Origin of the sequence: Bartonella queenslandensis AUST/NH15, assembly GCF_000312585.1 — a bacterium.
Classification (GTDB): Bacteria; Pseudomonadota; Alphaproteobacteria; order Rhizobiales; family Rhizobiaceae; genus Bartonella; species Bartonella queenslandensis_A.
The window spans coordinates 1,050-16,775 of the sequence record NZ_HE997999.1 but is presented as its reverse complement, the minus strand read 5'-3'; the positions used below and the strand labels follow the sequence as shown (position 1 = coordinate 16,775).

Sequence of the window (15,726 nt, the reverse complement as noted above, 5' to 3'; positions counted from 1 at the left end):
TCGCTACCATAAATGCAACGGTTAAAAACAAAGAAGACTTTTTTTTACAAAATAAGATAAAAATGAGACATTTCCCCGAGACTGCGCCTTTAAAGCAGGAGAAAAATCAGCCTCAATGCAAGGATGAGATGCTGGGGAATGATTAGATGCTGGTTCCCCCATAGCCTTTTCTTCTATCACTGTACGCTCCACGGCTTCTTCAGTCTTTTTAAAAGAAGACTTCAAAGCATCACTTGGCAAAAGTGTATCCTTACTATCATTGGGTAAAAGTGTATCACTGGGCAAAGAGCTTTTGTTTTCTCGCTGCAACGCATTTTCAACATTTGTTTGGAGTGGTGTTATACTGCTTTGTCCTGAAAAATTTTGCACCTTTTGAAGGAATAAGCGTTCTTGATTTCCCTCACATTCCATATGAGCAAGTTTTTGCACAACGGAATCAGATAATTTTGGATGAGACATCCGTCGTGTTGCTACTGCTTCTTTTAAGCTTCTTTTTTCACTCTGTAAATTTTGAACAAGTGTTTTAATCTGCTCTAAAGATTCAAAAAGCCTTTTTTCCCTTTGACGACGGATATAATGTTCAGCCAAAATAGCGCGACTAATATCATCTAAATAAGATTTAAAATGCTCTTCGACAGAATCCTGCTGATTCAAAGAACGAGGCAAACGCTTCATTTTCATTTGAGCATAAACAGTGCGTAATCTTTGAGAAATGTCCGACATTGTTACTTCCACAGGCGTCTCCATTCTCTCCTTTTGCTCAATAAAAGAAGAAAATTGGTCACCCCGAACCTGATTGGGTGCTTGGTCGATCATATGACCCTTCGTATTCACAAACGCCTACCCCTCATTAACCTTTTTGAAAAGAATCGTAAGAAATGATAAGAAAATGTACTCTATTTTAGTAAATAGAGCTTTAAGAACGCCCAAAAACTTTTTTTGCTAGAAATATTTTTCCAATCCTCATCTAAAATATTTGCCTAATATTCATCTTGAGTATTTGAAAGAAAGATCTTTAATTTTTCTACCCTCAAGATTTGTAAGAGTAAAATCATTCCCCCATTTTATTTTTTTCACTTATTTTTCATTGCACAAAGCCTCTTTTGCACCATTATAAACAGAGCATATGCAACGAAAAAAGGATATTCTCGCAAGACAGTGTGATTTTTTTTACTTTTATTCAAGCAAATAAGGCAATTATGGCGATGCAGAAAAATGAAGATTGAAAATGACGACAAGAAAGTACAAGTAAATATAAAAAAAGCTTATATACAAGAAAACACAAGTTATAAATGAGAATCCATCCTAAACAATTTGGTTTCTTATGATTATTGCTATAAACTTGTGATCATACAAACAAAGAGGATCATTATGAAGATAATTGTCGCTGTCAAACGTGTTGTTGATTATAACATCAAGATACGCGTCAAGCCCGATAGCACAGGTGTTGATCTGTCTCACGTAAAAATGTCTATGAATCCCTTTGACGAGATAGCCGTTGAGGAAGCAGTTCGCCAGAAAGAATCTGGTAAAATTTCAGAAGTTGTTCTTATTTCGATTGGACCAGAAGCTGCCCAAGAAATTTTACGAACAGGACTTGCAATGGGGGCTGATCGCGCACTTCTTGTCACAACAGATCAAACACTTGAACCCTTAGCAATTGCTAAGGTTCTCAAGGCCATTGTTGATGAAGAAAAACCCGATATGGTCTTTTTAGGAAAACAAGCGATTGATGACGATAGCAACCAAACAGGACAGATGCTTGCAGCTCTTCTTGGTTGGGGACAGGCAACTTTTGCCTCACATCTTAATATAGAAAATGGACATGCTACCATTACCCGTGAGGTCGATAATGGAACACAAACCCTTCGTCTTCCCCTTCCCATAGTTATGACTGCCGATCTCCGGCTTAATGAACCGCGTTACACCTCTCTGCCTAATATCATGAAAGCAAAAAAGAAAAACATTGAACAAAAAGCTCTTGCTGATCTTGGCATTGATACAAAAGCACGCTTAACAATTTTAAGTGTTGAAGAGCCCAAACCCCGTCAATCTGGAATTAAAGTTGCTAATGTGGCAGAGCTTGTCAGCGCACTCAAACAAAAAAACTGCATTTAATATTCTCGAGAGTAAAAGTAATACGCATATATAAAGGGCAAAAATTTATGGCAATTCTTTTATTGGCTGATCATAATACAGAAGAAACCGCAAAAGCACTCACGGCTGCGCGCGCACTCAGTAACGATATTGATATTTTAGTGTGCGGAGAAAAAATTGAAACGATAGCAGAACACAGTGCTAAACTTGATGGTGTTCGTCAAGTTCTTATTGCAAAAGCAGACTATTTAGCCCATCAACTCGCCGAACCTATCGCCGATACAATCATCATGCTAGCCAATGATTATGATGTGATCATGGCCCCATCCAGCAGCTCTGGGAAAAATGTGATGCCCCGTGTAGCCGCTCTTCTTGATCTTATGCAAATTTCAGATATTACCGCCGTTCTTTCACCCGATACCTTTAAACGCCCCATTTATGCAGGCAATGCACTTGAAACTGTCCGCAGCAATGACCCCAAAAAGATTATAACCGTTCGCACAGCCTCTTTCACACCAACACCTTCCCAAAATAATTCAGCGCCCATTAAAACAATAACACCAGCTCCTAATCCTAATCTCTCTTCTTTCGTCAAAGCAGAAACCAACCAAAATGATCGTCCTGATCTTATCTCAGCACGTGTTATTATATCAGGCGGGCGTGGTCTTGGTTCACAAGAACAATTTATGGCCCTTCTTCTTCCTCTTGCAAACAAATTAAATGCGGCTTTAGGGGCTAGCCGCGCAGCAGTTGACGCAGGCTATGCGCCCAATGATTGGCAAATTGGACAAACAGGAAAAGTCGTTGCCCCTCAACTCTATATCGCCGTTGGTATTTCCGGTGCAATCCAACATTTAGCCGGTATAATGGATGCACAAATTATTGTTGCCATTAATAAAGATGAAGAAGCGCCTATTATGCAAATTGCCGATTATGCCCTCGTCGGTGATCTTCACCAAATTATTCCAGAATTGGAGAAAGCTTTATAAGCTATGAAAGCACCTCTGCATGATCAGCGTGAAAGTATGGAGTTTGACATCGTCATTGTCGGAGCGGGTCCCGCAGGGCTTTCTGCTGCCATTCGTCTAAAACAAATTAATCCTGAGCTTTCTGTTACAATTGTTGAAAAAGGGACAGAAGTGGGAGCTCATATTCTCTCTGGCGCCGTTGTTGACCCTATCGGTATCGATACACTCTTACCGGAATGGAAAAATAACAACGACCATCCCTTCACAACCCCTGTTACTCGTGACCAGTTTTTTTTTCTAAAGCCTCAAAAAGCGACGCTATTGCCTAATATTTTACATCCCAAAATTTTATCCAATGACGGCTGTTATATCGTTTCACTTGGGAGCGTTTGCCGCTGGCTAAGCAAAAAAGCCGAAGCGTTAGGTGTTGAAATTTATCCCGGTTTTGCTGCAACAGAACCCATCCAGAATGAGAACGGAGCCATCATTGGTGTTCTCACCAGTGATATGGGACTTAACAAAGATGAAACCCCTGGAAAGAATTATGCGCCTGGTATGGCGTTATTGGCAAAATATACTCTGATTGCGGAAGGAGCACGCGGCTCAATTGCAAAGCAACTGATACAGACTTTCAACCTCAGCAAAAATCGTGACCCCCAAAAATTTGGTCTTGGTCTCAAAGAACTCTGGGAAATTAATCCGGAAAAACACCAACGCGGTTTAGTGCAACATTTCACCGGTTGGCCCTTAGACAATTATACCGGTGGAGGCGGTTTTCTCTATCACCAAGAAAACAATGTCATTTCTGTCGGTTTTGTTGTGCACTTAGATTACAAAAATCCTTATCTTTCTCCCTTTGAAGAGTTTCAACGGTTTAAAACACATCCAAAACTCTATGAAATCTTCAAAGGAGCAAAGCGTCTTTCCTATGGTGCACGTGTTATCAGTGAAGGAGGGTGGCAATCTGTACCAAAACTCACCTTTCCTGGTGGCGCGTTGATTGGCTGCTCTGCTGGCTTTGTCAATGTCCCTCGTATCAAAGGATCACACAATGCCATCTTATCTGGCATCTTAGCCGCCGATAAAATTACTGCCGCTCTTGTGCAAGGTCGTGCCCATGATGAAGTCAAAGAAATCGAAGAACAATGGCGAAAAGGACCCATTGGCACAGATCTTTATAAAGTGCGAAATGCCAAACCACTTTGGGTAAAATATGGGACAAAATATGGAATTAAACTTGCCGGTTTTGATATGTGGTGGCAACAATTGTTCGGATTTTCCTTATTTAAAACTCTCTCCCATGGCAAGGAAGATTATGCCTGTCTTGAACCAGCAGAAAAATTTCAACCCATTTCTTACCCAAAACCCGATGGTGTTGTAACCTTTGATCGTCTTACAAGTGTTGCCCTTTCCAATACGCAACATGAAGAAAATCAACCTTGTCATTTAAAAATAGCCTCATTAGAAAAACAAAAAGACTCCGAATATGCAATCTATGGAGGACCTTCCACACGCTATTGCCCTGCCGCTGTCTACGAATGGCTAGAGTATAAGGATCATCTAACTTATATGATCAACGCTTCAAACTGCATACATTGTAAAACATGCGACATTAAAGATCCAAACCAAAACATCACTTGGATCTGTCCGCAAGGCAGCGAGGGTCCCTTCTATCCCAATATGTAAACTCCCCCTCATCATTGTTTGTTCTCCTAAAATTTGAATATATAAAACGCCATGGATAAAAGTATTTTCCTCAGATCAGAAATCTATCAATCACCTTCATGCATAAGTTCTTTCACGATATAAAAAATTATTCTATTGTGAAGTAACTAACGATTTAAGCAAATAAGCCCGAGTAAATAAGCCGTTGTAATGATAAAAATGTGCTGATGAAAATTAAGCAAAAATAGCCTATGTGTATGGATAAAATCTTGATAAGATCTTGTGATGAGGGAAATTTGATGAAGAGAAAACGGCATGTGTGAGAATGCATATTTTATAGGTGCGCATGCTTATTCAGCCCCCGTCATAGAGCCAGGGCTTTATCTTGTGGCAACACCGATCGGAAATCTTGCAGATATTACGCTTCGTGCTTTGCAAGTGCTGGCAGGCGTTGATATTTTAGCGTGTGAGGATACGCGGGTAACACGTGTTTTATTGGAGCGTTACGGTATTCGAAAAAAAACTGTTCTCTATCATGAATATAATGCGCAAAAAGCAGGTCCAAAGCTCTTAGCAGCTTTGTCGGAAAACAAAACGGTAGCGCTTATTTCAGATGCGGGAACACCACTTATTTCTGATCCTGGATTTCGACTAGTCGAAGAAGCCCGTAAGGAAGGTCATAAAATTGTTCCGATCCCTGGAGCATCAGCTCTTTTAGCGGCTCTGATACCAACAGGGCTTCCTACAGACAGCTTTTTCTTTGCAGGTTTTTTGAGTGCACGCAAGGCACAGCGTCAAAAACGATTAGAACAATTAAAAGAGATTCCAGCAACTTTGATTTTTTATGAATCTCCACATCGTCTTGTTGAATCTTTACAGGATATGGTTACTCTTTTTTCGGCAAACCGACCTGCCGCAATTTGTCGTGAATTAACAAAAAAATTTGAAACCGTAGACGTTTCCAATTTGGGAAGTTTGTTGGAAAGTTATAGAAAACAGACACAGATTCGAGGGGAAATTGTTGTGCTTGTGGGAGAATCATCATCTTCTTCTTTAAATGCCATAAGTGATCAAGAAGTTGATGCAATGTTATTAGAATGCGTACGGACATATTCCGCTGCTCAAGCAGCTGCTTTGGTTGCAAAAAAGACCGGTTTGAAAAAGCAAAAACTTTTCCAGCGGTTGATGTTTCTAAAAAATGTGTAAAAGAATGCATAAGACGATACAAAAAAAACGAAGACAAAAGTCTTTTTATCGAGGAATTCGTGCAGAAAAATTGGCCGCTTGGTGGTTACGTTTCAAAGGGTTTCATATTGCTGAAATGCGTTTTAAAACAAAGTGTGGGGAAATTGATCTCATTGCACGACGTGGAAATTTAGTGTTAATCGTTGAAGTTAAAGCACGTTCAACGTTAGCTGAAGCAATGGAAGCGGTTTCCCGAATAAATGAAAGACGAATTGAAGCAGCAGCTGATATTTGGCTCGCACGGCAACAAGATTTTTCCCTTTTATCTGTACGTTTTGACTTGATTGCAATTTTACCTTGGCGTTGGCCAAAACATATCCCCGCATTTTTTACCTCTGATCAAGAGGAACCCATTTTAACTATATTCAAATAAAAAAACATTTCGTTTTTATCTGCATATGCGTTAAAAAGTCTATAACCGTTTAAGCGCTACAAGGAGCGAAATATGGATGATTATGAAAAATTTGCAACAGGTTTGCTCATTGTTTTTGGAGCGCTGATTATTGGTGGTTTAATGGCAATGCATATTGTACTGATGAATAAACCTGGATTTTTATTTGCATTAGCCGCAGCGATTGTTGGTTGGTTTTCTGCTTTTGCCGTTCTGTTTGACAAGCCAAAAATCTATTTGGGCTTGATTATTCTTGCTATTTTATGTGTTGCTTCCTCAATTAGCGCTTATGTTAGTTAAAATACCTAAGGTATTGATTGAGATTCCTTTTAAAAAGTAAAACTGAGGAATAGAAATGAAACTTGGCTTTTTGGGAACAGGAACAATCAGTGCTTCAATGGTGAATGGCATCATGACAAGCGCCTTGAATGTTTCTTCTATCATTGTTTCACCGCGCAGTGCACAAACAGCAGAGCATCTTTCACGCACTTATGATAAAGTTATGATTGCTGAAAATAACCAAGCATTGCTCGATGTGAGTGATTGTGTTTTTCTTTGCCTGCCCAACCAAATTGCAGAAGGCATTTTGCGCTCTCTTCATTTTCGTCCAGAACAACTGGTTATTTCCGTTCTTGCCTTGGCAAAAGCAGCAGAAGTGGAAACGTGGATCAAGCATAAAGTTTATCGTGCTGTTCCGTTACCTTTTGTCGCAGAATGCAAAAATTTGACACCTATTTATCCCGATCATCCCTTTTTACGCACCTTATTTGATGCATTGGGGGGCACATTGGTGCTCGATAAGGAAGAACAGTTTAATCTTTTTATGACGGCTGGTTCTCTTATGGGCGTATATTTTAATTTTATCGAAATAGCCCATCAATGGTTTATAACACAAGGATTAAATAAACAGCAATCAGCAGAATTCCTTACTATGATGTTTGGAAATCTTACGGATGAAATGCGTAAAATTATAGCAACAGATCGTTCTACCTCTCTTAATTTTGCACTGCTTGAAAAAGAGTTTTCAACAAAGGGAGGAACAAATGAATTTTTGTCAAATTATTTTTCTCATCAAGGGGGAAAACGTGCTTTAACAACGGCTCTTGAGGCAACTTTACAAAAAATGAACGCTTCTAAAAAGACTTAACCAACATTTTTTCTCATCTCAAAGATGAGAATTATGAATCTATTGATTGAGCTCTTTGTCAATATGGATTGATAATTGTCTGCTATAGATCTTTCAAAAGTAGGATAAATGGGCTTTTTAAATACCTATCTCTTTAATTTACATGAATAGAAATTAAGTCTTTCGATTAATCCTCAAGGATATTTTTAGAGCACAAAATTACTTATAGGAAGATAATTTATCCTTTAATATTTGAAATCAGAATAATGGAAAAATTTTTTTCCATTTTACGTTTTCTTGTCATGAAATAAAAAACGTTTTTTTGTCTATTAAAAAAGGAAACAACTTTGAGATAAAACCGTTCGAAAAGAGCGGAAATAAACTTGCCAACTTTATGCAAAAAGAGAGAAAACTTTGAGAAAGCAAAGAGCATAATGAATATGGCTTATCTCTTTTTATTTAAGGAGAAATAGTATGAAATCTATACACTTCATAGAAGTTTTTAGGTTGTATCCTTCACAGGTACTCTCGTGAAATGGATGAACCCCATTGAAAACTATTCTCTTTTAAACCAAGCGTTTGCATAATAAACATAAATGTATTCTTGAGACTTTTTTGTTGTGTAAAAAGTACATCCCGATCAAAAACGCGAAAAATGAAAACATGAAAGAATGCATCATCTCCATTTTTTTAAAGAGCTTTCTTTCAATGCTTTTGAACGTAGAAAAACCGAATGAAAAGATGATGATAGAAAATTATTTTCTCCGGATTAGAATTCATATTCCCCTTATAAAAAAGCAACTATTTTTATATCTTTTATAAGTGTGTTTTAGCAAGCTCTCTTAAACAAACATACATTTAAAAGAGTTTATTTTTTATTTGATCAACAATTGTACGATACAATTGAGCGTGCTCGCCATCAGGCTGAAAAACAAAAATAGGGTTCCCCTCATCTGAAGAAAATCGTAAAGCTGCATCAAGCGGTATTTCTGCTAAGAAAGGGACCTTTCGACGTTCTGCTTCTCCCCGCGCACCACCATGGCCCAAAATATCGTAGCGTTTTCCTGTATCAGGAGCAATGAAATAACTCATATTCTCAATCAGTCCTAAAATAGGAACATTGATTTTCATGAACATTTCTATCGCTTTACGTGCATCAACTAAAGCAAGATCCTGAGGTGTAGAAACAACCAACGCACCCGTTAATTGTACCTGTTGCGCAAGCGTTAATTGTGCATCCCCTGTACCCGGTGGCATATCCACAACCAAAACATCCAAAGGTGTCCATACAACATCTCGTAACAATTGCGTTACAGCAGCCATAACCATAGGACCACGCCATACCACCGGCTTTTCTTCTTCAACTAAAAATCCCATCGACATCAATTTAAGGCCGAATTTTTCAAGAGGTTGAATTTTTTTTCCTTGCATAAGCTGTGGCTTCTGGTTAACGAGCCCTGTCAAACGTGGCAAAGATGGACCATAAATATCTGCATCCATCAACCCTGTTTTGAAACCTGCATCTTGTAAAGCTAAGGCGATATTGATCGCCATCGTCGATTTTCCCACCCCTCCTTTTCCAGAAGCAACAGCAATGACATGTCGTACACCTTCTATAGGCATTTTCACAGGCAAGAGATGCGCTCTGCGTCTAGGTGCTCCCTTTGTTGTTTTTTCTGCTGTAAGTGTGACAACAACAGATTCCACTCCCTCTAAAGCGCACACCAGCTCTTCAGCAGAACGACGCAATGATTCCCATTCTTGCACACATCCATCAGGAACTGTAATGGAAAAGAACACCTTACCATTAGCAATTAATATTTCTGAAAGAAGCCCCAACGATACAATATCGCTTTCACGACCTGGTCCTTTGATTTGACGTAACACGTTGCGGACAACCTCACTTGTGATAGGACCCACGCTCTTTCCTCTCTATAAAATACCAACAAATACAAGCATAAGAACAAAAAATACTGACAGGTTTATCACCTAAAATTTTCTCATTTACTTAAGGATTATAAAGTATAAATATGACTTATATTCTATCTCTTTAAAAATACGAAACCACCCTTAAATAAAGGAACTCAAGCATAAAATCTTCTATAAAAGCTTATCAAGCACGTTTAAGCGCCAACACTTTAATTAATATTCTGATCAGGGTTTTGTAAAAAACAAAACTGAGAAAAGCTCTTAATATCAAAGTATTTTTTAAATTGAGCATACACTAATCCGTCACGCTTTCTTTGAATTCTTTAACGCCCTAATCATTTATTTTCTGTAGACTCAATGGTTGTTTTCTGACATTTCCAAATGTACCATAAAAAAGTGTCACAAACAGGTATAAGGTGCTTGATATTTTTTCAAGTGAGAGAAAAACAATCTAAGATTGACTTTTTTTATATTTTTTCTTATGGGTTAACAGTCGTCTGATAGGATGAAATTGTTCATCTCGCGCATAATTGCTCATAAAACGAAGATTTAAGAAGGGCCGCACTCCGCGGTATTTAAATAAATGAAACGTACTTACCAACCCTCTAAACTTGTCCGTAAACGTCGCCATGGGTTTCGTGCCCGTATGGCCACAGCTGGAGGACGTAAAGTTATTGCTGCAAGACGTGCTCGTGGACGTAAGCGGCTCTCTGCTTAACCATTTAAATTTTCACAACCGTTGAGGATTGCTCATCATTTCTTTGTTGTGAAATTTTTGTTATGAACCTCTAATGCCTGCAAGCCAAGCATTTAGTGAAATTGCGAAATATTCTTTTATGAAGAAAAAACATCCCTGCCGCATTCGCAAAAGAGCAGACTTTTTGGCTGTCCGCACAGGAGAAAAACGACGGGGTCCTTTATTTTTACTCGAAGTTAAATCTCGTGAACAAACGACAGAAAGAGAATCGTCTCTTGTTGCGCGTGTAGGCTTCACTGTTACCCGTAAGAACGGTAATGCTGTGAAACGTAATCGTATCAAAAGGCGCTTGCGTGAAGCCGTAAGAGTTGGTGTCACAAACCACATGGAAGCAGGAACAGACTATGTCATCGTAGCGTATCGTGATGCGTTACATGCGCCTTTCACATCTTTGATTAGTGAATTAAATCGGCGAATAAAACCAAAAACAAAACATCAGCAACGACAACAAGGGTGTACGAATGGAATATAACCGCAATTTCTTTATCGCTATTGGCTTATCTTTCCTAGTGCTCGTCGCATGGCAATTCCTTCATGTTGCTCCCAAACAAGCAAAGTTACAAAAACAACAAGCCATCACACAGCAATTGTCAAAACAACAATCAACCCTTTCTACTGATACGGTGAATTTTTCTGACAATACCTCAACGCATCAAGCGACATCGATCATCGAACAGCCAATGACCCCTGAAATCCGGAAAGCTGTATTAGCCAAAACAGAACGTGTCACAATCAAAACCAATGAACTGGAAGGCTCTATTAATCTTGTTGGTGCACAATTTGATGATCTTCACCTTAAAAGATATCGTGTAACAGTCGATAAAAAATCACCGGAAATTGATTTGCTCAATCCTAAAGGATTCAAAACGACCTACCTTGCTGAATTTGGTTTTACAAGTGCATCTTTGCCAGCAAAAGCCTTGCCACAACCTGATACACAATGGCAAATAGAGGGAAACAATACAACCCTTACCCCTTCAACACCCATCACTTTGATTTATAATAATGGACAAGGACAAATCTTCCGCCGTACCCTTTCTGTTGATGATCATTACATGTTTACTATTGAGGATTCCGTCAGCAATGAAAGTGATCAACCAATATATCTCTCATCCTATGCCCGCGTTGCGCGTGCAGCACCACCAGAACATACCAATGCAACCTATTTGCTTCATGAGGGGATGATCGGTATTGCAGGGGATTCGCTCAAAACTGAAAAATATAAGACCTTAGCAGAGCTTGATCCAAATCCTGATAATGGACAAAAGAGCATGACTTTTTCCAAAGTGACAGGAGGCTGGATTGGTATTACTGATAAATATTGGGCTGTAGCGGTTATTCCCCAACAAGATAAAGAATATACAAGCCGTTTTATTTATTTTGATCGTTTACAAACGCATTATCAATCTGACTTGCTCGGATCGCCTTTAACGATTGCCCCCAATGAAACAAAAAGCGTTACAAATCGTCTTTTTGCTGGCGCCAAACAAGTTGAAATCATTAATCACTATCAAAACGACCTAAAAATCAACAAGTTTGCTCTCTTAATTGATTGGGGTTGGTTTGATTTCATCACAAAACCGATGTTTGCCCTCATTGACATTCTTTATAAGCAAACAGGAAATTTTGGTATCGCCATCCTTCTTGTCACAGTGCTCTTAAAAACACTTCTTTTCCCTCTCGCCAATAAGTCTTATAAATCTATGGCGCGTATGAAGCTGCTACAACCGCGGTTGCTAGAAATAAAAGAAAAATATCCCGATGACAAAAACAAACAACAACAAGCAATCATAGAGCTGTATAAAACCGAGAAAATTAATCCCCTTGCCGGCTGTTGGCCGATGTTGGTTCAATTTCCAATATTCTTTGCTCTTTATAAAGTTCTCTATATTACCATTGAAATGCGCCATGCACCTTTCTTTGGCTGGATTCAAGATTTAGCTGCTCCCGACCCAACGTCTCTTTTTAACTTATTTGGTCTCTTGCCCTATGCAACGCCAGCATTTCTTATGATTGGTGCATGGCCTTTGATTATGGGGATAACGATGTTTTTACAAATGCGTATGAATCCTGCTCCTCAAGACCAAACTCAAGCGATGATCTTTACATGGATGCCTGTCGTCTTTACTTTTATGCTCGCCTCTTTCCCTGTTGGTCTTGTCATCTATTGGGCATGGAACAATATATTGTCAATCATTCAGCAAGGTATCATGATGAAGCGCCAAGGAGCCAAAATTGAGCTTTTTGATAATTTGAAAGCCATGTGGAGAAAATCACCCAAAAAAGAAGAGCAGTCCCCAAAAGAAGCGCAAGAATGACAAGAGATTCTTCCCTTTCTGAAATTTTTTCTCGCAATTGGATTTTTATTCGTGGTGTTCCTGCAATACGCTTTCTTCCCCCTGAAGGGCCAGCAGAAATCGCATTTGCGGGACGTTCCAATGTTGGAAAATCATCTTTAATCAACGCACTTGTCCAGCAAAAAGGTTTAGCACGGACCTCAAATACACCAGGACGGACTCAAGAGCTTAATTATTTTGTCCCCGATGGCTTCAGTGGACAAAAAGGAGACCTTCCCCCTTTCGCAGTCGTCGATATGCCTGGTTATGGTTTTGCTGCTGCTCCGAAAAATCTGGTTGATGCTTGGACAAATTTGATTTTTAGCTATTTACGAGGACGCTCAACACTAAAACGTGTATATCTCTTGATTGATTCACGGCATGGAATTAAAAATAATGATGAAGATGTTCTTGCACTCCTTGATAAAGCAGCCGTTTCTTACCAAATTGTTTTGACAAAAAGTGATAAAATCAAATCAAATGCCTTGGAAAAATTAATGATGACAACACAAACAAAACTTCTCAAACACCCAGCAGCTTATCCTGAGATTCTCGCAACCTCTTCAGAAAAAGCGTACGGTTTGGAAGAATTACGTGCTGCCATTTTGCAAACCATTGCATAAGAGAACACATTCATATTATTAACAATTTATTAAGCATAATTGCCAACCGCTGCTAATGATCTTGTACTTCTATTCAAGCACCTTTATAAAAAAGATGGCTTGAAGGAATTTTTATCAACTCTATTTTATAGTGTAAATTATGCTGACACTTTTTCACTCTCCCCTATCTACTGCTTCGCGCTTCATACGCCTCATTCTTGGGGAATATGGTATAGCCACGCAACTGATTGAAGAATATGAATGGGCTAGAAGACACGAATTTCTCGCTCTCAATCCTGCCGGTCATGTTCCTGTTTTTCTTGATGAACATGAGGTTCCATTATCAGGTCCCTTTGTTATCTGCGAATATTTAGATGAAACCCATGGAAGTTTACGACAAGAAAATAAACTCTTTCCGGAAAACCCTTTAAATCGTGCGGAAGTACGCCGCCTCAATGACTGGTTTTTAAATAAATTTGAAAATGAAGCAACACGCCATATTGTACGAGAACGAATCCATAAACGTGAAATGCCCCTCGCCATTGGCGGTGGAGCGCCCAATTCGCAAATTTTACGCAATGCACGGGCCAATATTCCACCCCATATGAACTATCTCAATTGGCTCTGTGCCTCTCGAGATAGCTTGGTGGGTTCTACCTTATCCTATGCTGACCTCGCAGCCGCTGCTGCTGTTTCTGTACTTGACTTTCTAGGGGAAATTGACTGGGAACAATCCCCTGCGGCTAAAGATTGGTATATGCGGATTAAATCACGACCTTCTTTTCGTTCTCTTTTAGCAGATCGTGTCCGCGGCATTGTTGCAAGTGCTCACTACGCTGATCTTGATTTCTAGCTTCCTCTTATAAACAAAAATAAGAACCTATTATATCTCTTATTTCAATCCTCTTATAATGCACTACAAAAATCTTTTTTTACTGTATCAAAAAAAGACCAGTATAGAGATAAAGACATTTAATAAAGAGTTTTAAAGCCTCTCTTTAGATACAAGAGCTGTAGTACCATTGAAAGCTAGGCAAATAAAATAATCATACTTAACATATATTATCCTCTATACTTCCCGATATATGAAAAAACGCATTTAATAGCATGCATAACTATGTACTCTTAATAGGAAAACGCTCTATCATGCGTTTTTACAAAATAACAATTTTTTCAACGAGCTTCCCTAAAAGATAGAAAATCCAACCAACGCTCGTGTGTCAACAATTCAACTTTTCAGGCATCTTCCTGTTTCTTCTCCTTTTATTTATTTTTGCTTACAGATAACACATTGATTCAAAATGATAAATTTTAAAATTGAATCATGAAATTCAAATACTTTTCACGCATGATCCTCCTCACTTTAATCAATTAAAATCTTTTTCTTACGACATCATGCACGGTATTGGTGTGTGAAAAAATTGGATAAGAAAAGGATAAAATGGCTATGAATCATTTCAAGTATCAAGGGTTGCAAAGGCTGGCAAAGCGTATGATAGTGCTGATTTGCGCTTTTATAAAGCGTAGCGGTGCAGAATAGATTTTATATTATTCATTGGAAACTTTCTCGTTATACCCTTCAAGTGCACCATCATAAAACGAGCTTAAGAGCATTGAGGCCTCATTCTTTCAAATGAGTGCGTGGATTGGCAACATACCTATATTTTGTTTGAAGTATTCTATTTTACATAAGGAACATGCCCCTATTAGAGAACGGAAGAAATAAAAGCACCAAGCAATACGCAATCTCCATTAGGTTTTACAAGCAAGCCTCGCCCTATTCATCACACACTTTAACAAAAAACATTTCTCTGTAAACTTGTAAATCTTATGCCCCTTACCCTCAACGATAGAATTTTACAGCACAAAAGGATAAATTACAGGAGGAAATTTTGTTCTATAAAGAAAAAGAACGGTTGGAAAAAGGGCAAGAATTTGCCTATACTACGGGGTGGTAAAGTATTATAAGGAGATAAAAATGCGCCTTACAGTTGTCGGAGCAAATGGAAGAATGGGGCGTGAACTCATTACAGCAATCCGGCAAAGGAAGGATGTAGAGCTTTGCGCTGTTCTTGTCCGCAAAGATTCACCTTTTGTAGGAAAAGATGCCAGTGCATTAATTGGCTCAGATTCTCTTGGGATTGGCATCACTGATGATCCCGAAAATGCCTTTTCTAACACAGAAGGTATTTTAGATTTTTCACAACCCCAAGCCAGTATTTTTTATGCGGATTATGCTGCTCAAAAAGGTCTTGTTCATATTATTGGCACCACAGGATTTAGCAAAACAGAAGAAGAAAAAATCGTGAATTTTGCGAAATATACAACAATTGTCAAATCCGGCAATATGAGTCTTGGAATAAATCTTTTAGCCAACCTAGTAAAGAAAGCTGCTAAAACATTAGAAACCGGTGATTTTGATATCGAAATTTATGAAATGCATCACGCTAACAAAGTTGATGCCCCTTCTGGAACAGCCCTTCTTCTTGGACAAGCCGCTGCTGAGGGTCGCAATGTTATGTTGCAAGATGTGCGTGTTAACGAACGTAATGGCTATACAGGTAAACGCAAAAAAGGCACCATTGGTTTTTCTTGTTCACGGGGTGGAAC

14 protein-coding genes and 1 pseudogene are annotated in these 15,726 nt (G+C 38.8%); 13 read left to right on the top strand and 2 right to left on the bottom strand.

Going from position 1 to position 15,726, the window contains the following annotated elements; genetic code table 11:
• Positions 1–834, bottom strand: a pseudogene (locus BN338_RS04875) (hypothetical protein); the annotation flags it as partial.
• A gap of 537 nt (positions 835–1,371) precedes the next feature.
• On the opposite strand from BN338_RS04875, the gene BN338_RS04870 reads away from it, so the two are divergent.
• The 7 genes from BN338_RS04870 (at position 1,372) to BN338_RS04840 (ending at position 7,513) form a co-directional block, all read left to right on the top strand.
• On the top strand, positions 1,372–2,118 hold the full coding sequence (locus BN338_RS04870) for an electron transfer flavoprotein subunit beta/FixA family protein (protein WP_039759608.1): 747 nt from the start codon (positions 1,372–1,374) through the stop codon (positions 2,116–2,118).
• 47 nt (positions 2,119–2,165) lie between these two features.
• A complete protein-coding gene (locus BN338_RS04865) occupies positions 2,166–3,086 on the top strand; it encodes an electron transfer flavoprotein subunit alpha/FixB family protein (protein WP_039759607.1) in 921 nt (306 codons plus the stop codon).
• A gap of 3 nt (positions 3,087–3,089) precedes the next feature.
• The gene (locus BN338_RS04860) at positions 3,090–4,751 is read left to right on the top strand and encodes an electron transfer flavoprotein-ubiquinone oxidoreductase (protein WP_039759605.1); all 1,662 of its coding nucleotides are present in this window, start codon (positions 3,090–3,092) and stop codon (positions 4,749–4,751) included.
• 294 nt (positions 4,752–5,045) lie between these two features.
• The gene (gene rsmI, locus BN338_RS04855) at positions 5,046–5,936 is read left to right on the top strand and encodes a 16S rRNA (cytidine(1402)-2'-O)-methyltransferase (RefSeq protein ID WP_039759602.1); all 891 of its coding nucleotides are present in this window, start codon (positions 5,046–5,048) and stop codon (positions 5,934–5,936) included.
• 16 nt (positions 5,937–5,952) lie between these two features.
• Positions 5,953–6,348, top strand: a complete 396-nt coding sequence (locus BN338_RS04850) for a YraN family protein (protein ID WP_198003679.1) — start codon at positions 5,953–5,955, stop codon at positions 6,346–6,348.
• Positions 6,349–6,420: 72 nt separating this feature from the next.
• Positions 6,421–6,666 carry a hypothetical protein gene (locus BN338_RS04845; RefSeq protein ID WP_039759601.1) on the top strand — a complete coding sequence of 82 codons (246 nt, stop codon included), beginning with the start codon at positions 6,421–6,423 and terminating at the stop codon, positions 6,664–6,666.
• 55 nt (positions 6,667–6,721) lie between these two features.
• Positions 6,722–7,513, top strand: coding sequence for a pyrroline-5-carboxylate reductase (locus BN338_RS04840; RefSeq protein WP_039759598.1), 792 nt, complete (start codon positions 6,722–6,724; stop codon positions 7,511–7,513).
• An 837-nt stretch (positions 7,514–8,350) separates the two neighbouring features.
• On the opposite strand, the gene BN338_RS04830 is transcribed toward BN338_RS04840, so the two are convergent.
• Positions 8,351–9,412: an Mrp/NBP35 family ATP-binding protein gene (locus BN338_RS04830; protein WP_039759591.1), complete on the bottom strand. Its 1,062-nt coding sequence runs from the start codon at positions 9,410–9,412 to the stop codon at positions 8,351–8,353.
• Between the two features lie 592 nt (positions 9,413–10,004).
• Here BN338_RS04830 and rpmH point away from each other — a divergent pair.
• The 6 genes from rpmH to dapB all read left to right on the top strand — a co-directional run.
• On the top strand, positions 10,005–10,139 hold the full coding sequence (rpmH, locus tag BN338_RS04825; RefSeq protein ID WP_005864709.1) for a 50S ribosomal protein L34: 135 nt from the start codon (positions 10,005–10,007) through the stop codon (positions 10,137–10,139).
• Positions 10,140–10,257: 118 nt separating this feature from the next.
• Positions 10,258–10,650 (top strand): ribonuclease P protein component, encoded by a 393-nt coding sequence (rnpA, locus tag BN338_RS04820; RefSeq protein ID WP_039759632.1) that lies wholly within the window; start codon positions 10,258–10,260, stop codon positions 10,648–10,650.
• A complete protein-coding gene (gene yidC, locus BN338_RS04815) occupies positions 10,640–12,496 on the top strand; it encodes a membrane protein insertase YidC (protein WP_039759586.1) in 1,857 nt (618 codons plus the stop codon). The genes rnpA and yidC overlap by 11 nt, the downstream gene beginning before the upstream one ends.
• Positions 12,493–13,137: a ribosome biogenesis GTP-binding protein YihA/YsxC gene (gene yihA, locus BN338_RS04810; RefSeq protein WP_039759585.1), complete on the top strand. Its 645-nt coding sequence runs from the start codon at positions 12,493–12,495 to the stop codon at positions 13,135–13,137. Before yidC ends, yihA begins: the two co-directional genes overlap by 4 nt.
• Before the next feature lie 139 nt (positions 13,138–13,276).
• Positions 13,277–13,969, top strand: a complete 693-nt coding sequence (locus BN338_RS04805; protein ID WP_039759584.1) for a glutathione S-transferase family protein — start codon at positions 13,277–13,279, stop codon at positions 13,967–13,969.
• A gap of 1,125 nt (positions 13,970–15,094) precedes the next feature.
• The coding region (gene dapB / locus BN338_RS04800) for a 4-hydroxy-tetrahydrodipicolinate reductase (protein ID WP_039759581.1) at positions 15,095–15,726 on the top strand (632 nt) is incomplete at its 3' end.

Bases quoted from the DNA above. Each gene is read 5' to 3' on its own strand.
- BN338_RS04870 (WP_039759608.1), top strand. From the start codon at position 1,372: ATGAAGATAATTGTCGCTGTCAAACGTGTTGTTGATTATAACATCAAG.
- BN338_RS04865 (WP_039759607.1), top strand. From the start codon at position 2,166: ATGGCAATTCTTTTATTGGCTGATCATAATACAGAAGAAACCGCAAAA.
- BN338_RS04860 (WP_039759605.1), top strand. From the start codon at position 3,090: ATGAAAGCACCTCTGCATGATCAGCGTGAAAGTATGGAGTTTGACATC.
- rsmI (WP_039759602.1), top strand. From the start codon at position 5,046: ATGTGTGAGAATGCATATTTTATAGGTGCGCATGCTTATTCAGCCCCC.
- BN338_RS04845 (WP_039759601.1), top strand. From the start codon at position 6,421: ATGGATGATTATGAAAAATTTGCAACAGGTTTGCTCATTGTTTTTGGA.
- BN338_RS04840 (WP_039759598.1), top strand. From the start codon at position 6,722: ATGAAACTTGGCTTTTTGGGAACAGGAACAATCAGTGCTTCAATGGTG.
- rpmH (WP_005864709.1), top strand. From the start codon at position 10,005: ATGAAACGTACTTACCAACCCTCTAAACTTGTCCGTAAACGTCGCCAT.
- rnpA (WP_039759632.1), top strand. From the start codon at position 10,258: ATGAAGAAAAAACATCCCTGCCGCATTCGCAAAAGAGCAGACTTTTTG.
- yidC (WP_039759586.1), top strand. From the start codon at position 10,640: ATGGAATATAACCGCAATTTCTTTATCGCTATTGGCTTATCTTTCCTA.
- yihA (WP_039759585.1), top strand. From the start codon at position 12,493: ATGACAAGAGATTCTTCCCTTTCTGAAATTTTTTCTCGCAATTGGATT.
- BN338_RS04805 (WP_039759584.1), top strand. From the start codon at position 13,277: ATGCTGACACTTTTTCACTCTCCCCTATCTACTGCTTCGCGCTTCATA.